Below are 23,084 nucleotides of genomic sequence, written 5' to 3' on the forward strand. Positions count from 1 at the left end.
CCGCTCCGCGCCTAGCCGAGGCAGCGCCGCGACGGCAACCCCGCCTCACCCGGGAGGCTTACCGCGCGCCGGAGTTGGACCGCATCGGGTGGTGTCCGGGTGACGACACCCGGAGCGGTTCGTTGGGTGCAACGGCGGGGTGGGTGCCCCGGTGGCGGGCAACTGCCGCCTCCCGCCGTGCGGCCGAGCCACCGTCGGCCGCTCCACGCCGCACCACCGATCCGAAGAGGTCCCGTGATGTCCGAACCATCTGCCACGCCGCAGTTCCCGAGCAGCCCGACGGGCTCGGCCGACGGCACCTCGGCCGGACCCACCACCCCCAAGAGCCTGCTGGAGCAGATGCAGGAACTGCTCGCCTCCGTCACCGCGGACCTCGACGAACTCCAGGGCTCCGTCCCCGGGAGCGGCGACTCCACCGCCTATCCGACCGGCACGGACACCTCCGAGGCCTCGGACGCCTCGGGCTCCCGGTAGCCCGCCGACCGTTCCTCCTCGGCCGGCCCGCCCGCCCCGGGTGGGCCACTGCCGGGGGGCGAGCCGCGGCCACTCGCCGCGCCGCCGCCCCGCGGACCGGCCTCGCCCGGCGGGCCGAGCCGGACCACCAGTAACGGCGCCCCGCCACCGGCCCGCTCCCGTTCCCGTTCCGCCCCGCCGAGCACCGCGGGCTGCGCCTCTCCGCCCCGGACCGCCGCCTCGCGCAGCCGCGCGGTGAGGTCCTTGCACTCCGACACCGCGTCCACGCCGTCGATGCACGTCCAGTAGAGGCTCTCGGTGTCCGCCCCGCAGGCCAGCACCACCAGCGTCTCGCCGACCTCCTGGAGCAGCCCGTCGAGCGCTCCGAGAGCGGGCTCCAAGTCCCCGAGGTCGGTGGGCCGCGCGGCCCGGCCGCCGCTCACCAGGGCGGCGCGGACCACGGAGCGGTCCAGGCAGACCGCCGCGTGCGCCCCGGCCTCGGACAGCTGCTGCCCCAGCCCGGTGAGCTCCTCGTCCTCCGACTCCGCCAACCTGGCGCCCACCGCCTCGGTGAGCAGCGCGGCCTGCCGCGCCTCGGCCAGGACGTCCGGTACGTGCCTGGCCTCGGCCAGGGCGTGCCGGGCCGTCTTGATCAGTCGCAGCGCCTCCATGGCCACCGCTCCCCTCGCTCGCTGTCGCCGTCGCCCCGGCCGCCGGGAGGGCGGTCCGTGTGGTGACGGCTGGTCACGGCGAAAGCGTGCGAGGAAGAGCGCGAGCGCGCATCCACGTTGTCAGAAGCTGTGGACAAGTGGGGGGTTGTGGATGACTCCCGTCCCTCACAAGGGTTGGTCGCCCACCTCCGAGTTGACGCCGGCCACATTTTCACCTGGTTCGGCCGCGTCCACCGGCACCGGGAAGCGGAGCTCGTTCCGCTCGATCTTGGCCGCCAGGGCCTCCAGCGGATCCACCCCGACCGCCGTGCAGAACTGCAGCAGGTAGGCCAACACGTCCGCGACCTCGTCGTGCACCCGGTGCGCGCGCTCCGGGTCGGACATCACCGACGCCGCCTGCTCGGGCGTCAGCCACTGGAAGATCTCCAGCAGCTCCCCCGCCTCCACGCTCAGCGCCGCCGCCAGGTTCTTCGGGGTGTGGAAGGGCTCCCACCGCCGGGCCGCCGCGAATTCCACCAACCGCTGCCGCAGGGCCGCCACGGTGGGCTCCGCCGGCCCCGTCACTCGTTCGCTCACCCCTCCAGGTCTACCGCATCGCGGCCCGCCGCCCCAGCGCCCGTCGTGGACGCCCCACCGCCCACCGGGGATCCGGCCGCCCCCGCCTGCTCCGCCGACCGCTCACCCGACGGCTCGTCCGACCGGTCCTCATCCGCTGCCGCGCCCCCTGCCGGCACCCCGTCGAACGGGTCCGCCGTCTCCCCGGCCGCCTCCCCTCGTCCGCCCTGGACCGGCACCCGCGCCGTCTCCGGCCGCAGCACCGTGAACCCGGAGTCCGGATCCCGCCGGCACTCGACCAGCACCATCCCGCCCCCGGGCGCGCCGCCCAGCACCTCCCGCGCCGCCGCCGGCTCCTGCAGGGCCGCGACCACCCGCAGCTGGCTGCGGTCCGCCATGTCCCGCGCCAGCCGCAGCAGCGTGGCGGTCTGCTCGCCGGAGAGCCCCGCTCCCAGGTCCTCGGCCAGCACGGTGAGCTGCCGGTGCGCCCAGGGCACCTCGGCGGCCACGTCGAGGTCGAGCACCCCGGCCCCGGTCAGCAGCACCGCGGCGAAGGCGAGGTGGCGCAGCATGCCGTCGGAGGCCTGGTCCGCGCCGGTGCGCCCGAGGACGCCCTCGTCGAAGACGGCGAGGACCCGCCGTACGCCCGCGCTCTCGCGCTCGGCGAGGGTGAGCCCGAGCAGCGGGTGCGGTGCGGCGGACTGCACGGCGCGCAGCAGTTGCCCGTACCGGCGCGGGCACTCGTTGCTCAGCCGGGCGACGACGGCGGAGATGTTGGCGGCGTTGCTGCGCAGCCGGGCCTGCGGGTCGGCCCGCGCCCAGCCGCGCATCAGCGCGGGGACGGGGTGCAGCGGGAAGACCTCGCGCAGGGCGGTGAGCAGGTCCTCGGTGGCGGCGAGGACGAGGCACTCCCCGGCCGACGAGCCCGCGACCCGCAGCGGCAGCTGGGCGGTGATCATCGTGCCGCTGGGGAACGGCGCGCGGATGTCGCCCTGGCGGGTGTCGTTGTGCCAGCAGACGTTGACCCGCCGATTGCGGACGTCCTGTTCGCCGGTGTCCATCAGGGTCCGGCCGTCGAGGGTGAGCGACTCCCGGGCGATCCGGACCGGGCCGTCGGTGCGGACGACCACGTCGAGCCGGATCAGGCCGTGCGGCGAGCGGACGGTGCAGCCGAGGATGATCGCGTCCCGTCCGTGCGGGACGCACCCGTCCAGGCCGCCCCGGACGGGTGCGGCGAGCGGGCCGGTGCGTTCGGGCAGCCCGTCCAGCGAGTCGGCGATCTCCTCGCCGAGGGCGAGCCGGGACAGCACGGCCAGCGCGTCGAGCGCGTTGGACTTGCCGACCCCGGCGGGCCCGTGCAGCACCGTGAGGGGCGCGAGCGGCAGCACCGCGCGCCGGTAGGACTTGAACGAGGTGAGCCGGAGCTCCTCGACGGTGGGGCGCGGCACGGGCGGCCGGTCGGGCCCCGGGGCGCCCGGTCGGAGCTGGGACGGCCTTGCGGACCTGGTGGCGTCGCGGTTCACCCGTCGGACGTTAGCCGCAGGCCGAGCGGCAGAAACGTGCCTGCGCGGCAGATTCATCCCAACGTGGCGCTCGACGGCGGTGCGCGGCCGGCGTCGCACGCGGGGCGGCCCACATCGATGCGGAGCGCCGGCACGCGGCCCACGTCGGTGGTCAGCGCCGGCACGCGGCCCGCGTCGGTGCTCAGCGCCGGCACGCGGCCCACGTCGGTGGTCAGCGCCGGCACGCGGCCCACGTCGGTGGTCAGCGCCGGTACGCGGCCACCGTCACCGAGGCCGTCACCTCGACCGGCTCCGGCAGCTCCGCGAGCGCGGCGTCGAGCCGCTCCGGGTCGGTGTGCCAGGCGCTCGGCCCCATGCCGACGACGGTGCGCACGTCCTGCGGGCCCAGCCGCAGGGTGAACTCGACCTCCTGCCGCCCCGCGGGCTCCAGGTGCGGCCCGAGCTTCTCGTCGATCCGCCGCTGCTTCTCCTCGTCCACCGACAGCAGCCCCAGCGCGTCGACGAGTTCGCGCAGGTGGCGGGCGGTCGGCGAGACCAGCAGCAGGGTGCCGCCGGGGCGCAGCACCCGGCGGATCTCGGGCCCGTTGCGCGGGGCGAAGACGTTGAGCATCAGCTCGGCCGAGGCGTCCCGCAGCGGCAGCGGACGCCAGGCGTCGCACACCACGGCGCCGATCCGGGGGTGCGCCTTGGCGGCGCGGCGCAGCGCGAACTTGGAGATGTCGAGGGCCGCGCCGACGGTGCCGGGCAGGGCGTCCAGGACGTGTGCCAGGTAGTGGCCGGTGCCGGCGCCGAGGTCGGCGACCAGGCCGTCGGACTCGCCGGCGACCACGGCGGAGGCGGTCTGCGCCAGCGCCTCGGCGATCGGCCGGTAGTGCCCGGCGGCGAGGAAGTCCGCGCGGGCCGCGACCATCTCGGCGGTGTCGCCGGTGCCGGTGTGGGCGTCGCCGGCGAGGAGGCTGACGTAGCCCTGCTTGGCGAGGTCGAAGCTGTGCCCGGCCGGGCAGCGCAGGCTGCGGTCGTGCCGGGTGAGGGCCTGCGCGCAGTGCGGGCAGGCCAGGTAGCGCTCGATGTCCTGGAGCAAGGTTCCGTCTTCTCTCGCCGTACGCCTCGGCCGGTCGGGGCGCCAGCCAGCCTAACGACCTCGGCGGCCCGGCGCCCCGGGCCGCCGACCCGCCCCCGGCGAAGGGCCCCACCGCGCAGAGGGCCCCACCCCAGCCCCGGCCCCGCGCCCTACCGCACACCCCTCCCGAGCCCGAGCCCGAGCCCGGCGAGCGCCCGCCCCCGCTCCTCCCCCACCCGCAGCGCGAGCGCCACGAGCGCCTCCGGCGCGCCGGGCCGGCCGCGGACCCCGGGGAAGGCGTTGACGTCCACGATGACCGGCTCCGCGGGCCCGTCGAGCAGGTCCACCCCGTACACGTCGAGCCCGAACACCTCGCCGACGCGCAGCGCGAGCGCGGCCCGCGCGGCGGACGGCTCCCACTCCTCCGCCCGCCCCGACTTCCCCGTGCCGGTGGCGAGTTCGGACTGCCGCCGGGCCGCGAACACCTGCCCGTCGACCACCCACAGCTTCTGGTCCCAGCCCGTCCCCGGGACGAACGGCTGGGTGACGACCGGCTCGTCGGGCCAGCGCTCGGCGAGTTCGCGCAGCCGGGCGGGCCCATCCACCCGGGCGACCAGGTCGTGCCGCCTGCTGTGCCGGCTCTTGACCACGAACGGGTAGGCCGGATCGGCGAGTTCGCCCAGCCGTCCGACCGCTTCGGTGGCCGCGAAGGGCAGTCCGGCGGCGCGGGCGAGGTCGGCCATCCGCACCCGGTCCTGGCACAGCCCGGTGGCCGCCGCCGAGTTGACCACCGGCGCGCCCCGCCGCTCCAACTCCCCCGCGAGCGCCAGCGCCTGCGGCGTACGGGCCTTGAGCAGGTAGACGTCCGCCGACCCGGTCACGGACCCGGCGGGCGGGACGACCCCGACCTCGTGCCCCTGCCGCACCAGCAGCTCGGCCGCGGCCGCCAGCACCGGGTGCCCCGGGTCGCCGGTGATCAGCCCGACCTTCATCGCAACTCCCCCTCACCAAAGCCGAGTTGCCCGTACGGGTCGCCGCCGGCGGGCACCAGTTCGGCGGGCCCGCCGGGCACCGACACGGCCGTCCCGCTGCGCGCGAGCCGCAGCACCGCCCGGGCGACCCTGGCCACCGCGTCCGGCACCTGCCGGAAGCTCGGGAAGTCGTTGACGTCCACCACCACCGGCCCGTCCGGCCCCAGCAGCACGTCCACCCCGTACAGGTCCAGCCCGAACACCTCGCCGACCTGCGCCACGATCCGCGCGACGCTCCCCGGCAGCGGCACCTGCCGCTCGCGCACGCCCTGCCCGGGGTGCAGCGGGGAGGAACGTTCCGTCGCGAAGAGCTCGCCGTCGACGCAGTACACCTTGAGGTCGGTCCCGGAGTTGGGCACGTACGGCTGCGCGATCAGCAGCCCCTCCCCCGCCAGCTCGGGCCCGACCTCCAGCAGCTGGTCGGGGCCGCGCACCAGCCGGACGGCGCGCCCGGAGCTGCCGTCGGCGGGTTTGACCACCAGCGGGTACTCGGCGGCCGGGATCTCCGCCAGCCGCTCCCAGCGCGCGGCCGCGTACGTCACCGGGACGGGCAGGCCGCGGCTACGGCCGATGACCGCGGCGAGCGCCTTGTCCCTGACCCCGCGGATCGAACGCACGTCGTTCACCGTAGTGAGGCCGACGGCGGCGGCCGACTCCAGCAGGGTCAGCCCGGGTCCGCCGGAGACGGTCTTGAGCACCCAGGCGTCGTGACTGCCGGCCCGGACCTCCTCGGAGATCGCCAGCAGCGAGTCCCCGGGGCGCAGCACGTCCACCCGGTGCCCCCACGCCGTGAGTTGGCGCGCCACGTCGAGCGGCATGCCGTCGTGCCGGTAGTGTTCCTCCACCAGAAAGCAGAGCCTCATCGGCCTGTCTTCCCCCTTGCCTCGCCTAGTGCAGACGTCCGCCGTCCCCCTCGGCAGAGCTGTAAAGGCTTCAGCATGCACGTCGTGTCCGCACAAGATCGCTGCGAGCGGGTAAGCGTTCGGCAACAATCGGCCCGGAACGACGACAGCGAACCCCCGGGTCGACGGCGCGGACCCCGGGTCGACGGCGTGGGCCCCGCGCCCCCGACAGGAGCAGACCGCGCGACCCCGACAAATCGGTGGCACCGCACCGCCGCCCCTGCTTGGATGCACGCCGTGACCTCTGCCGATCATGCCCCCGACAGCCCCCTGCTCGACGAGATCGAGCGCTACTACGACGCCGTTCCGCGCGGCGCCGCCCGCACCGAGGACTTCGGACCGCTGACCCTGTTCGTCCGCGAGGATGCCGGCTGGCCGTACTACGCCCGCCCGACCCTCGACCACACCGGCCCGGCCGCCACCGCCGAGGACGTCCGTCGGGTACTGGAACGGCAGCGGGAGCTGGGCGTGCCGGAGGCCTTCGAGTGGGTGGCCGAGCAGACCCCCGGGCTGCGCGCGGCGGTCGAGGCGGCGGGCCTGACGGTGCACGAGCACCCGCTGCTGGTGCTGGGCCCGCAGGACGAAGCGGCCCCGGTGCCCGAGCTGCCGGAGCGGGTGGAGGTCCGGGTGCTGACGCCGGACGCGCCGGAGCTGGCGGCCGCCATCGCCGTCCCGCACCTGGCCTTCGACGATCCGGGCACCGCCATCGGCCCGGCCGGTGCGGACGAACTCGCCGAGTCCGCGGTGAAGTTGACGGCCGACGGCACGGCGGAGCGGATCGCCGGGCGGATCGCCGCCGGTGCCACCGTGCTGGCCGCGGCCGTCGAGGACGGTACGGCTCTGTGCGCGGGCCAGCACAACCCGGTGGGCCCGGTCACCGAGGTGGCCGGGGTGGGCACGCTCCCGTCCGCACGCCGGCGCGGGCTGGGCCTGGCGGTCACCGCGGCCCTGGTCGCCCACGCCCGGGCGAACGGGGTGCGGACGGTGTTCCTGTCCGCCGCCGACGAGGACGTCGCCCGGATCTACCGCCGGATCGGCTTCCGCGCCTTCGCGACCGCCCTGATAGCGGAGCCCACCGCCCAGCAGGAACCCACCGACGGGCAGTAGCCGGCGGCAACCGGCCGACCGGCGGGCTCCGGCCGGAGCCCGCCGCGTAGCAGCACCCCCGGGAGCCCCCGCCGGGGACGGGGACGGCGCCGGTCAGTCGTCGTCCTCGTCCTCCTCGTCCGCTCCGGCGACCCCCTCCCCCTCCGCCTCGTCGACCACCCAGGCCGCCAGCCGCTCGGCCACGCCCGACACCCCGAGCCGCCCCTCGCGGATGGCCCGGGAGAGGCTGCGTACCTCGCGGGCGGTGGTGGCGACGGTGCAGCCGCTGGCGACCAGGTAGGCGTAGGCGACGGCGGTCGCGAAGAGTTCGTTGGTCTTCTCCAGGGCGGGCACCCGGATCAGCTGGTGCATCAGCGCCGCGGCGCGGTCCGGTGGTTCGGGGTAGACCGCGATGTCGAATATCTCGGCCTGGTGGCGGGTGACGGCCGCGAGCAGTGAACCGTAGTCGGTGACCTGTGGGTCACCGGGGGTGTACTGCTCGGCGGTCATGAGCAACCACGAGAGGTCGACCTCCAGCTTCAACGGCGCACGTCCTGGAGGTCGCCCGGCTCCGCGAACTCGGCGAGGAAGGCCGACTCGTACTCCTTCATGAACTGCGCGGCCGCGTCCACGAAGGCCCGCCCGGACTCGCCCATGTCCTGTTGGACCAGGCGCTCGATGTACTGGTTCATGGAGATCCCCTGCTGCTCCGCCCGTTCCCGGGCCATCTCGGCGGTCGTGGCGTCGACCCGCACGTTCAGCTGCTTCTTACCCATGCCGTTCAAGCTAGCGCTCAAGTGCTAGCACAACAAGGGCGCACGCACACCGCCCGCACACCTGTGGCACGCCCCCGCGCAACCTCGCCGTCACCGGAACGCGGGAAACCGGGGAACACCGGAGCGTCGGAGTACCAGGACACCGGAACGCCGGACGGCCGGGCCCGCGGCTGCTGCCACGGACCCGGCCCGCGCCCGGAGGACGGCGCACGGCGGACGGCGGATCAGAACTGGGTGCTGACGGTCACCCCGCTGAAGTCGGTGTTCGCGTAGAGGCTCACGTACCGGTAGCCCGCCGTCGGGTTGGTCACCGTGATGCTCTGGGTGGTGCCCGGGTTGGTGGACGAGGCGGTGTACGCGCTCGGCGAGGCCCAGGTGCTCTCGTTGTAGTACAGGGAGGCGGTGCCGGTGCCCCCGGAGGCGGTGATCTTCAGGGTGCTGGTGCCGGCCGGCAGGTAGACGTACAGGTAGTCCAGGTTGCCGGCGGTGGCGGAGAGGTTGGCGCGCGAGCAGTTCTTGCCGAGCGCGTCGGTGCGCGGGTCGGTGCAGGCCGGCGGGGTGGTGGGGCCGCCGCCTCCGCCGGTGGTCACGGTGACGGAGGCGGGGGTGCTGGCGGTCCTGCCGGTGTCGTCGGTGACGGTCAGCGCGACGGTGTAGGTGCCGGCGGCCACGTAGGTGTGGGTCGGGTTCTGCTGGTCGGAGGAGCCGCCGTCGCCGAAGGTCCAGTGCCAGGCGGTGATCCGGCCGGACCCGGTCTGGACCGACTTGTCGGTCAGGGTGACGGTCGGGCCGCTCACGGTCTGGCCGAACAGCGCGGTCGGGCCGGCCGCGTAGCAGGCGCCGCCGGCGCAGGCGTCGAGCCAGGCGTCGAAGTCGGCGTCGTAGCCGGTGCCGATGCCGTTGTAGACCGCGTAGCCGCCCTGGTAGTCGCCGGTGCGGAAGTGCCCGAGCATGGCGTCGACGTCCGCCGGATGCTTCTCGAACATGTACCGGACCGCCAGGTAGCCCCACGGGTAGGTGCGCACGGTGTCCGAGTTGCCGTACGTGCTCTGGAAGAGCGTGCTCAGCTTGTACGTGTGCTTGGCGGCCTCGGCCATCGCCTGGGTGTCGGTGGTGCCGCGGTAGGCGTAGGACTCGTACTCGGCGACGCCCTCGATCCACCAGATGTCCGGGACGGAGATCTCGGTGGAGAAGTTGCCCTTGAGGTCGTAGATGTTGTCCAGGTAGTGCGTGTACTCGTGGTTGAGGTTCCACACGTTGGCGGTGAAGCCGTCGTTCCAGGACTTCTGGTACATCACGCACACGGCCCGGTTGTTCGGGTCGGTCGGGTCCATGACGGTCTGTCCGCCGTTGTCGGTGGAGTTGTTGAAGATCGCCCAGGAGTAGGTCAGGTAGTCGGCCTGGTTGGCGAAGACCGCGAGGGTCAGCTCCTTGTCGTACTGGCCGGGGATCGGGCCGCTGTCCTTGACCAGCTTGTGGAAGAAGGTGTCCTCGCCGCGCAGGCTGGCGCAGACCGCGGACAGGTCGGCGGGCGAGAGCGCCTCGGTCTGGATGGTGCGGTTGTCGCAGACCAACTGGTTCGGCAGCACCGCGGCGGTCAGCTTGGCCGGCAGGTCGCAGGTGCCGTAGTAGGAGCACTGGCCGGGGTCGAAGCTGTTGGCCTGGTAGGCGGTGTGGACGTACAGCGGGCCGGTGGCGCCGGTGATCTGCGCGCCGTCGAGGACGGCCTTGACCTTGCCCTTGACCGCGGCCTCGACCGTCGGGCCGTCGCCGGCCATCCGGCCGAGGTCGTTGCCCGCGTTGACGTCCAGGTAGGCGTTGGCCGTGCCGAGCAGGTCCTTGTGGTTCAGCGCGAAGTCGCCCAGGGTGGCGCCGATGCTCGGGTCGGCGCCGACCGCGCTGACGAAGTCGGGGTTCCAGTTGCCCCGCCACAGCGGCGCGGAGAGCACCGCGTTGACCGCCTTGAGCATCTTCGGGAAGGCGTTGTACGAGTTGTCGTACGCCGTCAGGACCTGCTTGTAGACGCCCAGGTAGCTGCCCTGGAGGTTGGCGCTGTCGGTGAGCACCAGCACCTCGTTGAGCACGGTGCCGTTGGCGTCGCTGACGTCGGTGCGGTGGGCACTGGCGAAGAAGGCGTCGAGGGCGGCCTTGGAGGCGCCGGTCAGCGCCGCGTCGTACGGGCCCACCGCGCCCGCGTTGTACGACTGCACGTACCAGCCGGCCCGCTGGAAGAGCACCAGCTGCAGGATGCCGGTCGAGTTGTCGCCGGTGTAGCCGCCCGCCGCGGCCTGGAAGGCGTTGGCGACGGTGAGCATCTTCGACTCCTTGAAGATGCTGCCCGCGTCCGCGCCGGTGACGTTGAACAGGGTGTTGACGCAGTCCGGGGTCGAGGCCTCCAGGAAGGAGACCAGGTCGGCCCCACTGCGGCTGCCGAAGTCGGCCGGGGTGCAGCTCTGCCCGGCGGCGGCCGCACCGGCGGCACCGCGGGCGGCGAGGGCCGCCTTGGCCTGCGCGGCGGTCTTCGGATCGGCCGGGCGCGGCGCGGTCTGCACGGCGGTACCGGCCGGCTGGCCCATCACGGCCTGGCCGAGCAGGGCCGGGGGCAGCGGCTTGGCGACGGGGGCGGGTTCCTCGGCCGCGCGGGCCTGCTCGGCCGGGTCGACCGTGAGGAAGGCGCCGAGCGGCTTCGGCAGGACGGAGCCCGGGTCGGCCGCAGGGGTCGCCGGCCGGGCGGCCGCACCGGAGGGGGCGGAGGCAGCGGAAGCGGCGGAGGCGGCGGAGGCGGCGGAGGCGGTGGCCGGCAGCAGCGTGGCGGCGGCGCAGCAGCCGGCGACGAGGCCGGCCAGCAGGGTGGGGAGGGGTATCCGTGGGCGCACTGGTGGGTCCTTCTCCTGTGGGGGAGGCGCTGGGAGGACTGCCGAGACGGTGGGGGAACGCGTCATGATCCTGCCAGCGACGGAAGGTCAGAACAATGTCACAGGTCATATGACATTGCCTGGCCCTGCCATAACACTCCGGCCCTGACCCCGCCCCGCTACGGCCGGTACGTCCGCGCCGCCCACGCCTGGAAGCCCGGCGCGGCCGCGACCAGGTCCCGGTACGCCGCGACCGCCGCCCCGAACAGCGCCTCCACGACCTCCCCGTCCACCCCGGCCGGCCGCCAGACCAGCAGCTGCCGGACCCAGATCGGCGTCCCGGCGAGCGGTTTGACCAGCACCTCGGCGAGCGGCCGGGTGGTGGCCCGGACGACGGAGACGCCGAGCCCGGCGGCGACCATCTCCTGGAGCTCCAGCCGGCCGCCGAGGAACTCGTGGACGCTCGCCGGGGTGAACCCCGCCGCGGCGCAGGCCCCGTGGAACACGCCGTGCCAGCCGGCCCCGTCGTCGGGGGCCAGGAGCCACTCCTCCTCCGCGAGGTCCGCCAGGGCCACCTCGGCGTGGTGCCGCAGCCGGTGGCCGACCGGCAGCGCGACGAAGACGGGCTCGGTGACGATGCCGCGGTGCGCGACGGACGGCGAGCGGCCCAGCTCCCGGCCCGGGTAGTCCACGGCCACCGCGGCGTCCGCCTCGCCCAGCTCCAGCAACTCGACGGCGTCCGAGGGGCGGTGGACCGACGTCACGGTGAAGCGCTGCCCGGGCCGCTGGTGCCGGGCCCTGGCGAGCAGCCCGGGCAGGATCGGCTCGCTGGCCGCCGCCAGCCGCAACTCGCGCGGGGCGGGCCCGGCCTGGGCCTCCGGTCGGCGCCCCAGACTGTCGGCGCGGGCGAGCAGCTCCCGGGCGGCGGCCAGCACCTCCACCCCGAAGCCGGTCGGCGCGACCCCGGCGGCGGTGCGGTCGAACAGCGAGGCGCCCAGGTGGCGCTCGATCCGGCGCAGCTGGGTGCTGGTCGCCGGCTGCGAGGCGCCGAGCAGGGCGGCGGCCCGCCCGACGCTCCCGGTGTCGGCGATGGCGCACAGCACCCGCAGGTGCCGAAGCTCCAACTCCATGACGCTCCCCCTCACACACCGGCCGGCCCCGGCCGGTGGCGTGGGGTGGCTGCCACCACGGGCGGTGCAACAGCACACATCACATGTCAGTGGCTCACCTTCACCCCGGCGAATTGCCTCGTCAAGCCCCCTCCCGGGGTCGAACGGCCGTACCCGCGCCATCTTTTACCAGCGCATTGCCGGCACCTGACCTTCCGCCCCGGCCCGGGCCCGTCCGCGGCCGCCGTGCCCCACCGGGAGGTGCGGGACTTGAAGACTCCCGCACCGTCCGGGACGCTGAAATCCCCCCCGCGTTCCCCCGAGCGGGCGCCGACCGGTGCGGAGGCCGACCGATGACAGCCATGTTCGACCAGGAGCTGCGCGAGCAGCTCGCACAGGCCCGCCGCGACCTCGCCGCGGCCCGGGCAGAAGGGGACGCCGACGGCGTCCAGGCGTACGAGGGCCGGGTCGCCTCGCTCCTGCGGCTCGCCGCCCAGCACGGCATCGACCTCCCGCACAGCGCCGACGAGGAGGAGCACAACGAGTAGCCCCCGAACGCGGCCGCGCCCCGAGCCGGACCGCTCCGCTCCGTACGAGCCGGAGGCGGTCACCCCGAACGGGTGACCGCCTCCTGCCGTGCGTGCCCGGGGGCCCGGGATCACTCCCCGGCCGGCTCCAGGATCGCCACGCACTCGAAGTGGTGCGTCATCGGGAACAGGTCGAAGGCCCGCAGCGAGACCGGCCGGTAGCCGCCCTCGCGGAAGAACTTCAGGTCCCGGGCGAGCGCCGCCGGGTCGCAGGCCACGTACGCGATCCGGCGTGCCTCCAGGCCGACGAGGTGGGCGACGGTCTCACGGCCGGCGCCGGCGCGCGGCGGGTCCAGCACGATCAGGTCGGTGGCGGTGATGCCGGTGCGCGGCAGCAGCGTCTCGACCCGGTCGCACTCGATCCGCACGTTGTCCAGCGCGGCCAGGTTGTGCCGGGCGTCGACCACGGCCTGCTTGGCGGACTCGATGCCGAGCACCGCGCCGTCCTCGCCGACCCGGTCGGCCAGCGCGCCCGCGAACAGGCCGACGCCGCAGTACAGGTCGAGCGCGTTCTCGCCCCACTGCGGGTCCAGGCCGTCCAGCACGGCGTCGACCAGGGTGTCCGGCGCCTCCGGGTGGATCTGCCAGAAGCCGCCGTTGCTGACCCGCCAGGTCCGCCCGGCCGCCCGCTCGCGAACGAAGGAGCGCCCGTGCACCTTGTGCAGGTCGCCCTGCGCGTCCACCCGGGCGATCGACACCGGCTTGTCCAGCTCGACCAGCGGCAGCTGGGCGCCGTCCCGCGGGGTCAGCACCACCTGACGGTCCGAGGAGCCGCTCGCCGCGATCGCCTCGACGCCCGCCACGCCCGGCCAGTCCCGGGACTCGATGCCCAGCTCGGTGACGCCCTCGGCCGCGATCAGGCAGCGGTCGATCACCTGCACCTCGTGCGAGCGGTGCTTGCGCAGACCGACCTTCCCGGTCTCCGCGTCCACCGCGTACTGCACCCGGGTGCGCCAGGCCGGCACCTGCCCGGCCGGCAGCTTGCCGCCGACCGGCTCGACGCTGCCGTCCCAGCCCGCCTCGGCCGGGGTGAGCCCGGCCAGCTTGGCCAGCTGCTCGGTCAGCACCGCCGCCTTGAGCTTGCGCTGCCCACCCGGGGTGACGTGCTGCCAGTCGCAGCCGCCGCACTTGCCCGGACCGGCGAACGGGCAGGGCGCCTCGATCCGGTCCTTGGAGGGCTCCAGCACCTCCACCGCGTCGGCCCGCAGGAAGCGCGAGGTGGTCGTCCCGTCGGTCACCAGCGCGACGACCTTCTCACCGGGCAGCGCGTGCCGTACGAACAGCACCCGCCCCTCGTGCCGGGCCACGCAGTGCCCGCCGCCGTGCGCGACCGGGCCGACCTCGACCTCGTAGCGCTGCCCGGCCAGCGGCTCCCCGGAGGGCGCCTCGGGCCGCGACGGCCGCGCGGCGGCGGTGCGCAGCGCCTTGGGCGGCCGCACCGCCTGCTTGCGCGGCGCCTTCCGGCCGGCCCCGGCGGCGCCCTTCGGCGCGTCCTGGCCGGCGTCCTTGCCCGCGCCCTTCGGCGCGCCCTTCGGCGCACCCTTCGACGCACCCTTCGGCGCGCCCTTCGACGCGCCCTTGCCGGAGCCCTTGCCCGCGGCGCCCTTGCCCGCGCCCTTCTCGGCGGCCGGCCCGGCGGGCCCGCGGTCCTCCGGCTCGCCCGGGACGATCGGCGCGGTGCGCGCGGTGAGGCCGTCGCGGTCGGTGGCCTCCGGACGGGCCGGCCGGCCCCAGCGCGGCCGGGAGACCTGCCCGGGCTGGGAGCCGCCCCGGCGGGCGCCCTTGCCGGAGGAGCCCGAGGAGCGGGGCGGAGTGTTGCGGGTCACTGGGAGGAGTCCTTGCTGCGCTCGGAGGTGTCACCGGCGTTCGCACCGGTGGAGACGGAATCCTTCGACTCTACGGCCTTCGGCGCCCGCGGCTCGCCACGGCGGACGGCGCCCGGCGCCGACCAGGCCTTCTGCGGCTTGCGCCGCTCCGAGGACTCCAACTGCCACGGTACCGAGGTGACCATCACGCCGGGCTTGAACAGCAGCCGGCCCTTGAGCCGCAGCGCGCTCTGGTTGTGCAGCAGGTGCTCGTACCAGTGGCCGACCACGTACTCCGGGATGTAGACCGAGACGACGTCCCGCGGGCTGCTGCGCCGCAGGTTCTTCACGTAGTCCAGGACCGGCCCGGTGATCTCGCGGTACGGCGAGTCCAGCACCTTGAGCGGCACCTCGATGCCGCGCTCGTCCCACTCCCGGCGCAGCGCCGCCGTGTCCGCCGGGTCGACGTTGACCGTGACGGCCTCCAGCGTGTGGGCCCGGGCCAGCCGGGCGTACGCGAGGGCGCGCAGCGCCGGCTTGTGCAGCTTGGAGACCAGCACGATGGCGTGCACCCGGGTGGGCAGCACCACGTCGTCCGGCTCCTCGGCGGCGGTCAGCTCGTCGGAGACCCGGTCGTAGTGGCGCCGGATGCCCTTCATCATCACGAACAGCACGGCCATCGCGGCGATCGCGATCCAGGCGTGGCCGATCTTGGTGACCAGGACGACGATCAGCACGGCCATCGTCATCACCAGGCCGAAGGCGTTGATCGCCCGGCTGCGCTGCATGTGGCGGCGCTTGGCCGGGTCGGTCTCGGTGCGCAGCAGCCGGGTCCAGTGCCGGATCATGCCGGACTGGCTCATGTTGAAGGCGACGAAGACGCCGACGATGTAGAGCTGGATCAGCCGGGTCGGGTCGGCGTCGAAGGCGAGGATCAGCAGGATCGCCGCGATCGCCAGCAGGATGATGCCGTTGGAGAAGGCCAGCCGGTCGCCGCGGGTGTGCAGCTGGCGCGGCAGGTACCGGTCCTGGGCGAGGATCGAGCCGAGCACCGGGAAGCCGTTGAAGGCGGTGTTGGCGGCCAGCACCAGGATCAGGCCGGTGACGGCGGCGACGAAGTAGAAGCCGGGCGTGAAGTTGTTGAACACGGCCTCGCTGATCTGCGCCAGCGCCGTCTTCTGGTGGTAGTCCGGCGAGGCTCCGACGAGCTGCTCGGTCGGGTTCTCGGCCATCTGGACACCGGTCAGCCGGGCCAGCCAGATGATGCCCATGAACATCACGACGGCGATGCTCGCCATCATCAGCAGCGTGGTGGCCGCGTTCTTGCTCTTCGGCTTGCGGAAGGCCGGCACGCCGTTGGAGATCGCCTCCACACCGGTGAGCGCGGCACAGCCGGAGGAGAAGGACTTCAGCAGCAGGAACACCATCGCGAAGCCGGCCAGCGAGTCGTTGCCGGGGATGGCGGCCAGGTGGAACGTGGAGCTCTCGGCGGGCATGTCCTGGCCGAGCGCGAAGTGCCGGAACACCCCGTAGCCGACCATCCCGATCACGCCGACCATGAAGGCGTAGGTGGGAACGGCGAAGGCGCTGCCGGACTCGCGCACACCGCGCAGGTTCATGCCCATCAGCAGCACGACCACGACCACCGACAGGACGGTCTCGTGGCCGCGCAGCGCGGGCACCGCGGAGACGACGTTGGCGACGCCCGAGGTGGTCGACACGGCCACGGTGAGCACGTAGTCGACCATCAGCGCGCTGGCGACCACCAGGCCGGCAGCCGGCCCGTGGTTGACGGTCGCGACCTCGTAGTCGCCGCCACCGCTGGGGTAGGCATGCACGTTCTGCCGGTAGGAGGCGACCACGGCGAGCATCACGATCGCCACGACGACGCCGATCTGCCAGGAGAAGTGGATCGCCGAGGCGCCCGCGATGGAGAGGGTGAGCAGGATCTCCTCGGGGGCGTACGCGACCGAGGAGAGCGCGTCCGAGGCGAACACGGGCAGCGCGAGCCGCTTGGGGAGAAGCGTCTCGCCCAGCTTGTCGCTGCGTAGGGCGCGCCCGATCAGGATGCGTTTCGGAAGGTCAGTCGGCATAGGCACGTTAAGGAATCGTAGGGGCTCCCCGGTCAAGGCTCCGCCGTTTGTCCCCCCCTTCGTCGCGACTGCGTTCGGTGGACCGGCTAGCGTGTCGGATACGAGTCGGCGGGCAACACTCTGGTTGTCGAGCGTTGTCGGGCCGGCGCCCCCACGATGAACCTCGTCCCGGACGACCGGGCGGGAAACGGAGCTGAACGGTGTTTGCGCAGGTCAAGACCCCTTCGGGACGGGTGAGGTAAGCGCCGGTGCACATCGTGATCATGGGCTGCGGCCGCGTGGGCTCCGCCCTCGCCAGAGCACTGGAGAAACAGGGCCACTCGGTGGCCGTGGTCGACCAGGACCCGACCGCATTCCGTCGACTGGGCGCCGGATTCAACGGGCGCCGGGTCACCGGTGTCGGCTTCGACCAGGACACCCTGCGCGAGGCGGGCATCGAGGAGGCCGGTGCCTTCGCCGCGGTCTCCAGCGGTGACAACTCCAACATCATCGCCGCGCGGGTGGCCCGGGAGAACTTCGGCGTCGAGAACGTCGCCGCCCGGATCTACGACCCCCGCCGCGCCGAGGTGTACCAGCGCCTGGGCATCCCCACCGTGGCGACGGTCCGCTGGACCGCCGACCAGATGCTGCGCCGACTGCTGCCCAGCGGCGCCGAGCCGCTGTGGCAGGACCCGAGCGGTGGCGTGCAGCTCGCCGAGGTCGCGTACGACCCGCGCTGGATCGGCCACCGGATCAGCAAGCTGGAGGAGGCCTCCGGCGCCCGGGTGGCGTTCGTCACCCGGCTCGGCGAGGGAGTGCTCCCCTCGCCCCAGATGGTGGTGCAGGAGGGCGACCTGGTGCACGTGATGCTGCGCCGGACCGACCTGACGGCCGTCGAGGCCGCGTTCGCGCAGGGGCCGAAGGAGGAGGGTCACTGATGCGGGTCGCCATTGCCGGGGCCGGTGCCGTGGGCCGCTCGATCGCGGGCGAGCTGCTGGAGAACGGCCACGAGGTCCTGCTGATAGACAAGAACCCCAACTCCATCTCGGTGGAGCGGGTCCCGATGGCGGAGTGGCTGCTGGCCGACGCCTGCGAGATCACCTCGCTGGACGAGGCCGCGCTCCAGCGCTGCCACGTGGTCATCGCCGCGACCGGTGACGACAAGGTCAACCTGGTCGTCTCGCTGCTCGCCAAGACCGAGTACGCGGTGCCCCGGGTGGTCGCCCGGGTGAACAACCCCAAGAACGAGTGGCTCTTCAACGAGTCCTGGGGCGTGGACGTGGCCGTCTCCACCCCGCGCCTGATGTCCGCCCTGGTCGAGGAGGCGGTCAGCGTCGGCGACCTCGTCCGCCTGATGCGCTTCAGCCAGGGCAACGCCAACCTGGTCGAGCTGACCCTCGCCTCCGACACCGAACTCGTCGGCACCCGCGTCGGCGACGTGGCCTGGCCGCAGGACACCGCGCTGGTGACCATCATCCGCGAGGGCCGGGTGCTGGTGCCGGGCAAGGACGACACCCTGGAGGGCGGCGACGAGCTGCTCTTCGTCGCCGCGCAGGAGCGCGAGGAGGAGCTGGAGCAGCTGCTCTCGGCCACCTCGGGCGCCCAGTAGCGCCGCCTTCGCAGCGCGGAAGGGCCCGCACCCCTCGCCGGGGTGCGGGCCCTTCCGCTGTTGCCGGGGTCCGGTCCGGGCCGGTCCGGCCGGGAGCGGCTACTTCGCCGGCTCCTCCTCCTCGTCGTCCAGCTGCGCCTTGATCGGCGGCGGCGCCTTCAGCAGGATCTGCCAGGTCACGTACATCGCCAACAGCAGCGGCGGGATGCCGAGGGCGACCTTCAGCCAGCCCAGCAGGTTGACGTTGTGGGTGAAGTACAGCGGGAAGAGGATCACCGGCTTGAGGCCCATGATCAGCACCCAGGCCCAGGTCGCCTTGGTGTAGGCGGCCAGGCGGCCCGGGTTCTCCTTGCGCCAGGTGAACATCTCACCGGTGATCGGGCCGAGCATCACCCCGATCATCGGCCAGCGGGCCAGGGCGGAGGCCGCCAGGGCGACGCAGTAGCCGACGTTCCAGAGCAGGCCGGGCAGGTAGAAGTCCTCGGCCTTGCCGCTCTTCATCGAGATCCAGGCACCGAGGGCGACGCCGAACACCCCGCTGAAGGCGTGCTGGATGGTCTGCCGCTTCGCCAGCCGGGCCACCACGAACAGGGCGCTCAGGCCCAGCGCGGCCCAGGCCGAGGTGCTGACCTGGTGGGTCAGGTTGTACGTGACGATGAAGACCAGGCCTGGCAGCGTCATGTCGATCATGCCGCGCACGCCGCCGAAGGCCTTGAGCACGGTGTCGGCGGCCTCCTTGGAGGCGGCCTTGCGGGCGGCCTCCGCGTCCGCGGGGTCGACAGGCAGGTCGAGCTGGGCGGCGGCCTCGCCGCCTGGCTGGTTGCTCACGCTCATTCGCTCCCGTGTCCGACCGGACGCAGCTCATAGCGGGGGTTGAACAGCACACGGCGCCCGCGTGCGTGGCTGATCCGGCCGCTGGCGATCAGCCGGCGGCCGGGCTCTATCCCGGCGATCGAGCGACGACCGAGCCAGACCACGTCCAACGCCTCGGTGCCGTCGAAGAGTTCGGCCTCCAGCGCGGGCACCCCCGCCCGGGGCCGGAGCGTCACCGTGCGCAACGTGCCCGCCACGGTGACCAACTGGCGGTCCCCGCAGCCGGCGATCGGTGTGCAGCCGGACTCCGCGGCGCTCTCCTGGCGCAGCTCCTCGGCGTCCAGCTCCTCGGCCGACGAGGTCAGCCGGCTGAGCATGCGGCGGAACCGCCCCTGCGGCTGGCCGCTGCTGTTGTCACCACTCATGTCGGAAGGGTACCGGGTTCGGGCCCCCTGGCGGCAGGTCGTTCAGCCGCCAGGGGCACCCGCGGTCAGCTCTCGAACCGGTATCCCATGCCCGGTTCGGTGATGAAGTGGCGCGGGTGCGAGGGGTCGCGCTCCAGCTTGCGACGCAGCTGGGCGAGGTAGACCCGCAGGTAGTTGGTCTCGGTGCGGTAGGCCGGGCCCCACACCTCCTGCAGCAGCTGGGTCTGGCTGACCAGCCGCCCGGCGTTGCGGACGAGGACCTCCAGCAGGTGCCACTCGGTCGGGGTGAGGCGTACGTCGGCACCGTCCCGGTTGACCTTCTTGGCCGCGAGGTCGACGGTGAAGGACTCGGTGACGACCAGCGAGTCGGCCTCCCCGGCCACCGGCTCGGCCCGCCGCACGGCGGCCCGCATCCGGGCCAGCAGCTCGTCCATGCCGAACGGCTTGGTGACGTAGTCGTCGGCGCCGGCGTCCAGCGCCTCGACCTTCTCGTCCGAGGCGTGCCGGGCCGACAGCACGATGATCGGCACCCGGGTCCAGCCGCGCAGACCGCGGATCACCTCGACCCCGTCCATGTCGGGCAGGCCCAGGTCGAGGACGACCACGTCCGGATGGCGGGCCGCGGCCAGCTCCAGGGCGCTCGCGCCGTCATGGGCCGCGTCCACCTCGTACTTGCGGGCCTTGAGGTTGATCACCAGCGCGCGGACGATCTGCGGTTCGTCGTCCACGACGAGGACCCGGGTCATTTACGGGCTCCGCCTTTCAGGCTGTCTGACTTACGGACTGTGGGACTGGCTCTACGACTTTCGATGCGGCGTGCGCCCCTCGGGAGGGGTGACGGACCCGGCCGGCGCGCCGCCGGGTTCTCAGGTGACCAGCTCCGGGAGCGGCTCGCCACCCTCGCCGTCCGGCTCCCCCGTTCCCGGCGGCCGTTCGACCACGGGCAGGCTGACCACCATGGTGAGCCCGCCCCCAGGGGTGTCCTCGGCGGTGACGGTACCGTCCATCGCCTCGACGAAGCCACGCGCCACCGCGAGCCCGAGGCCCACCCCGGCGCCGCGCGGCGCGTCCCCGTACCGCTGGAACGGCGCGAAGATCTTCTCCTTGGCGTCCTCGGGTACGCCCGGGCCGCGGTCCACGATCCGCAGCTCCACCCTGGCCGGCTGCCCCGGCTGCCGCAGCTCGTCGGCCTTGACCAGCACCCGCACACCGTCCGGGCTGTACTTGACCGCGTTCTCCACCAGGTTGGCCAGCGAGCGCTCCAGCAGCCCGCCGTCGGCCCGGACCATCGGCAGCGTCTCCGGCACCTCCAGCCGGACGGACTCCAGCGGCACCCCGCCGAGCGCGAACGGCACCACCTCGTCCAGGTCGGTCTCCTGGATCAGCGGGGTGACCGTCCCGGTCTGCAGGCGGCTCATGTCGAGCAGGTTGTTGATCAGGTGGTCCAGCCGGTCGGCCCCGGCCTCGATGCCGGCCAGCAGCTCGGCCTCGTCCTCCGGGTCCCAGTCGACGTCGGCCGAACGCAGCGAGCTCACCGAGGCCTTGATCCCCGCCAGCGGGGTGCGCAGGTCGTGCGAGACGGCGGCCAGCAGAGCGGTCCTGATCCGGTTGCCCTCGGCCTCCCGGCGGGCCTCGGCGGCCTCCCGGGACAGCCGGCGGCGCTCCAGCACCACGGCGGCCTGCGCGGCGAACGCCCCCAGCAGGCGCCGGTCCGCCCCGGGCAGGACCCGGCCGCGCAGCACCAGCGCCAGGCTGTCGCCGACCGGGACGTCCACGTCGGCCTCCTCCGGCCGCTCCGGCGGGCGCGGTCCCGCGGTGGCCACCGGCGCCCAGGCCGCGAGCGGATCGGACCGCTCCAGCAGCGCGGCGCTCTCCTGCCCGAACGTCTCCCGGACCTGCTCCATCAGCGCGGTCAGCACCCCGTCGCCGTTCGGCGCACCGCGCAGCACCGTGCCGGCCAGCGCGCTGAGCGTCTGCGCCTCGGTCTGGCTGCGGGCCGCCTGCTGGGTGCGCCGCGCCGCGAGGTCCACCACCGACGCCACCGATATGCCCACGATGGTGAATATCGCCACCGCCATGATGTTCTGCGGTTCGTTGATGGTGAAGGTGTGCAGCGGCGGGGTGAAGTAGTAGTTCAGCACCGACGAGGCGACCAGCGCCGAGCCGATCGCCGGCAGCAGCCCGCCGACCAACGCCGCGCACACCGTCAGCGACAGGAACAGCAGCATGTCGGTGGAGAGCCCCAGCCCACCGATCCCGGTCAGCACGATCGCCAGCACCGGCGGGCCGACCAGCCCGATCAGCCAGCCGGCGACGGTGCGGGTACGGCCCAGGTCGGTGATCCGGCGGACCGGAATCCTGCCGCGCCCGTGCCCGGCGTGTTCGTGGGTGACCATGTGGACGTCGATGTCGCCGGCCTCCCTGGTCACCGTGGTGCCGACGCCCGGTCCGTACAGGTACTGCCAGGCGGGCCGCCGACTGGTGCCCAGCACGATCTGGGTGGCGTTCACGCCCCGGGCGAAGTCCAGCAGCCCGGCGGCCGGGTCGTCGCCGAGGACGGCGTGGAAGGAGCCGCCGAGGCTCTCCACCAACGCGCGCTGCTCGATCAGCGTCTGCGGCGAGCCGGTGCCCACCAGTCCGTCCGAGCGGGAGATGTGCACGGCGAGCAACTCGCCGCCGGACACCCTGGCGGCGATCCGGGCCGCCCGACGGATCAGCGTCGCCCCCTCCGGCCCGCCGGTCAGGCCCACCACGATCCGCTCCCGGGCCTGCCAGGTGCCCTCGATGCCCTGCTCGGCCCGGTACTTCTGGAGGTACTCGTCCACCCGGTCCGCGGTCCACAGCAGCGCCAGCTCGCGCAGCGCGGTCAGGTTGCCCGGGCGGAAGTAGTTGGCGAGGGCCGCGTCGATCTTCTCCGGCGCGTACACGTTGCCGTGTGCCAGCCGGCGCCGCAGCGCCTGCGGGGACATGTCCACCAGCTCGATCTGGTCCGCCCGCCGGACCACCTCGTCCGGGACGGTCTCGCGCTGACGCACCCCGGTGATGCCCTCGACGGCGTCGCCGAGAGACTCCAGGTGCTGCACGTTGACCGTGGAGACCACGTCGATCCCGGCCGCCAGCAGCTCCTCGACGTCCTGCCAGCGCTTCTCGTTGCGGCAGCCGGGGACGTTGGTGTGGGCCAGCTCGTCCACCAGGGCCACCTGCGGGCGGCGGGCGAGCACGGCGTCCAGGTCCATCTCGGAGAACCGCGCGCCGCGGTGCACCACCTGCTGCCGCAGCACGACCTCCAGCCCGGCGACCATGTCCGCGGTCCGCCGGCGCCCGTGGTCCTCCACGAACGCGACCACGACGTCCGTGCCACGCTCCTGCCGCCGGTGCGCCTCGGCGAGCATGGCGTACGTCTTGCCGACCCCGGGGGCCGCCCCGAGGTAGATGCGCAGCCTGCCTCGTCCCATGAGCACCATTCTTGATCCGACGCTGCCCGGGTGACACCCCCGGACACCTGTTCCCCTCGCCTTCGAGACTACGGCGTGCGACGCGATTTTCCGCTGATCAGTGCGCTGATCAGGCGGTTTTAGCGGCATATTGACGGTGGACCAGCCACTCGGCGGGGGTCGTTCGGGAGGGGCGGGGAGGTGGCGGAGACATCCGTGACGGGCCCGGAAACGCGAATAACCCCCATCCGGAATCCGGATGGGGGTTATTCAGAAGAATTGTTCGGCGGCGTCCTACTCTCCCACAGGGTCCCCCCT

Annotated in this window: 22 protein-coding genes; 5 read left to right on the forward strand and 17 right to left on the reverse strand. The window is 73.6% G+C overall.

Annotated elements, in window-relative coordinates; all coding sequences use genetic code 11:
- Window positions 1–237 precede the first annotated feature (237 nt).
- On the forward strand, window positions 238–474 hold the full coding sequence (locus ACGF13_RS39230; RefSeq protein ID WP_392884345.1) for a hypothetical protein: 237 nt from the start codon (window positions 238–240) through the stop codon (window positions 472–474).
- Here the strand turns inward: ACGF13_RS39230 and ACGF13_RS39235 are convergent.
- The 7 genes from ACGF13_RS39235 to ACGF13_RS39265 all read right to left on the reverse strand — a co-directional run bounded on the left by ACGF13_RS39235 (window position 420) and on the right by ACGF13_RS39265 (window position 6,156).
- The gene (locus ACGF13_RS39235) at window positions 420–1,124 is read right to left on the reverse strand and encodes a DUF6099 family protein (protein ID WP_392884346.1); all 705 of its coding nucleotides are present in this window, start codon (window positions 1,122–1,124) and stop codon (window positions 420–422) included. The genes ACGF13_RS39230 and ACGF13_RS39235 overlap by 55 nt on opposite strands.
- A gap of 165 nt (window positions 1,125–1,289) precedes the next feature.
- Window positions 1,290–1,688 carry a nucleotide pyrophosphohydrolase gene (locus ACGF13_RS39240; RefSeq protein WP_392884368.1) on the reverse strand — a complete coding sequence of 133 codons (399 nt, stop codon included), beginning with the start codon at window positions 1,686–1,688 and terminating at the stop codon, window positions 1,290–1,292.
- 8 nt (window positions 1,689–1,696) lie between these two features.
- Window positions 1,697–3,127 carry an AAA family ATPase gene (locus tag ACGF13_RS39245; protein ID WP_392884347.1) on the reverse strand — a complete coding sequence of 477 codons (1,431 nt, stop codon included), beginning with the start codon at window positions 3,125–3,127 and terminating at the stop codon, window positions 1,697–1,699.
- A gap of 128 nt (window positions 3,128–3,255) precedes the next feature.
- Window positions 3,256–3,426, reverse strand: coding sequence for a hypothetical protein (locus tag ACGF13_RS39250; RefSeq protein ID WP_392884349.1), 171 nt, complete (start codon window positions 3,424–3,426; stop codon window positions 3,256–3,258).
- 17 nt (window positions 3,427–3,443) lie between these two features.
- Window positions 3,444–4,283, reverse strand: a complete 840-nt coding sequence (locus ACGF13_RS39255; protein WP_392884351.1) for a putative RNA methyltransferase — start codon at window positions 4,281–4,283, stop codon at window positions 3,444–3,446.
- A 149-nt stretch (window positions 4,284–4,432) separates the two neighbouring features.
- Window positions 4,433–5,254: a RimK family alpha-L-glutamate ligase gene (locus tag ACGF13_RS39260; RefSeq protein WP_392884352.1), complete on the reverse strand. Its 822-nt coding sequence runs from the start codon at window positions 5,252–5,254 to the stop codon at window positions 4,433–4,435.
- On the reverse strand, window positions 5,251–6,156 hold the full coding sequence (locus tag ACGF13_RS39265) for a RimK family alpha-L-glutamate ligase (protein WP_392884354.1): 906 nt from the start codon (window positions 6,154–6,156) through the stop codon (window positions 5,251–5,253). The genes ACGF13_RS39260 and ACGF13_RS39265 overlap by 4 nt, the downstream gene beginning before the upstream one ends.
- Before the next feature lie 267 nt (window positions 6,157–6,423).
- Between ACGF13_RS39265 and ACGF13_RS39270 the strand changes: the two genes are divergently transcribed.
- Window positions 6,424–7,302 (forward strand): GNAT family N-acetyltransferase, encoded by an 879-nt coding sequence (locus ACGF13_RS39270; RefSeq protein WP_392884356.1) that lies wholly within the window; start codon window positions 6,424–6,426, stop codon window positions 7,300–7,302.
- 93 nt (window positions 7,303–7,395) lie between these two features.
- Here ACGF13_RS39270 and ACGF13_RS39275 read toward each other — a convergent pair whose 3' ends face one another.
- The 4 genes from ACGF13_RS39275 to ACGF13_RS39290 form a co-directional block, all read right to left on the reverse strand.
- On the reverse strand, window positions 7,396–7,791 hold the full coding sequence (locus ACGF13_RS39275; protein ID WP_392884370.1) for a fic family toxin-antitoxin system, toxin component: 396 nt from the start codon (window positions 7,789–7,791) through the stop codon (window positions 7,396–7,398).
- A 29-nt stretch (window positions 7,792–7,820) separates the two neighbouring features.
- The gene (locus ACGF13_RS39280; RefSeq protein ID WP_355260484.1) at window positions 7,821–8,057 is read right to left on the reverse strand and encodes a toxin-antitoxin system HicB family antitoxin; all 237 of its coding nucleotides are present in this window, start codon (window positions 8,055–8,057) and stop codon (window positions 7,821–7,823) included.
- Between the two features lie 224 nt (window positions 8,058–8,281).
- Window positions 8,282–10,933, reverse strand: a complete 2,652-nt coding sequence (locus tag ACGF13_RS39285; RefSeq protein ID WP_392884358.1) for a collagenase — start codon at window positions 10,931–10,933, stop codon at window positions 8,282–8,284.
- Between the two features lie 158 nt (window positions 10,934–11,091).
- Entirely contained in the window at window positions 11,092–12,042 is a 951-nt protein-coding gene (locus ACGF13_RS39290; RefSeq protein ID WP_392884359.1) for a LysR family transcriptional regulator, read from the reverse strand.
- Between the two features lie 332 nt (window positions 12,043–12,374).
- Between ACGF13_RS39290 and ACGF13_RS39295 the strand changes: the two genes are divergently transcribed.
- Window positions 12,375–12,569 carry a hypothetical protein gene (locus ACGF13_RS39295; RefSeq protein WP_350505495.1) on the forward strand — a complete coding sequence of 65 codons (195 nt, stop codon included), beginning with the start codon at window positions 12,375–12,377 and terminating at the stop codon, window positions 12,567–12,569.
- Window positions 12,570–12,679: 110 nt separating this feature from the next.
- Here the strand turns inward: ACGF13_RS39295 and ACGF13_RS39300 are convergent, their stop codons facing one another.
- Together ACGF13_RS39300 and ACGF13_RS39305 are read right to left on the reverse strand one after the other, a co-directional pair.
- Window positions 12,680–14,029 (reverse strand): class I SAM-dependent RNA methyltransferase, encoded by a 1,350-nt coding sequence (locus tag ACGF13_RS39300; protein WP_392884372.1) that lies wholly within the window; start codon window positions 14,027–14,029, stop codon window positions 12,680–12,682.
- Window positions 14,030–14,430: 401 nt separating this feature from the next.
- Window positions 14,431–16,506, reverse strand: coding sequence for an APC family permease (locus tag ACGF13_RS39305; protein WP_392884373.1), 2,076 nt, complete (start codon window positions 16,504–16,506; stop codon window positions 14,431–14,433).
- Between the two features lie 248 nt (window positions 16,507–16,754).
- Between ACGF13_RS39305 and ACGF13_RS39310 the strand changes: the two genes are divergently transcribed.
- Window positions 16,755–17,423: a potassium channel family protein gene (locus tag ACGF13_RS39310; protein WP_392884361.1), complete on the forward strand. Its 669-nt coding sequence runs from the start codon at window positions 16,755–16,757 to the stop codon at window positions 17,421–17,423.
- Window positions 17,423–18,094: a TrkA family potassium uptake protein gene (locus tag ACGF13_RS39315; RefSeq protein WP_359829049.1), complete on the forward strand. Its 672-nt coding sequence runs from the start codon at window positions 17,423–17,425 to the stop codon at window positions 18,092–18,094. Before ACGF13_RS39310 ends, ACGF13_RS39315 begins: the two co-directional genes overlap by 1 nt.
- Window positions 18,095–18,193: 99 nt before the next feature.
- Here ACGF13_RS39315 and ACGF13_RS39320 read toward each other — a convergent pair whose 3' ends face one another.
- The 4 genes from ACGF13_RS39320 to ACGF13_RS39335 all read right to left on the reverse strand — a co-directional run bounded on the left by ACGF13_RS39320 (window position 18,194) and on the right by ACGF13_RS39335 (window position 22,787).
- A complete protein-coding gene (locus ACGF13_RS39320; protein WP_392884362.1) occupies window positions 18,194–18,922 on the reverse strand; it encodes a DUF3159 domain-containing protein in 729 nt (242 codons plus the stop codon).
- A 2-nt stretch (window positions 18,923–18,924) separates the two neighbouring features.
- A complete protein-coding gene (locus ACGF13_RS39325) occupies window positions 18,925–19,332 on the reverse strand; it encodes an OB-fold nucleic acid binding domain-containing protein (protein WP_392884363.1) in 408 nt (135 codons plus the stop codon).
- A 65-nt stretch (window positions 19,333–19,397) separates the two neighbouring features.
- On the reverse strand, window positions 19,398–20,078 hold the full coding sequence (locus tag ACGF13_RS39330; RefSeq protein WP_049657530.1) for a response regulator: 681 nt from the start codon (window positions 20,076–20,078) through the stop codon (window positions 19,398–19,400).
- Between the two features lie 120 nt (window positions 20,079–20,198).
- Entirely contained in the window at window positions 20,199–22,787 is a 2,589-nt protein-coding gene (locus tag ACGF13_RS39335; RefSeq protein WP_392884365.1) for an ATP-binding protein, read from the reverse strand.
- Window positions 22,788–23,084: the final 297 nt, after the last annotated feature.

The sequence above is a fragment of the Kitasatospora sp. NPDC048286 genome, assembly GCF_043201735.1.
In the GTDB taxonomy this organism is placed as follows: Bacteria; Actinomycetota; Actinomycetes; order Streptomycetales; family Streptomycetaceae; genus Kitasatospora.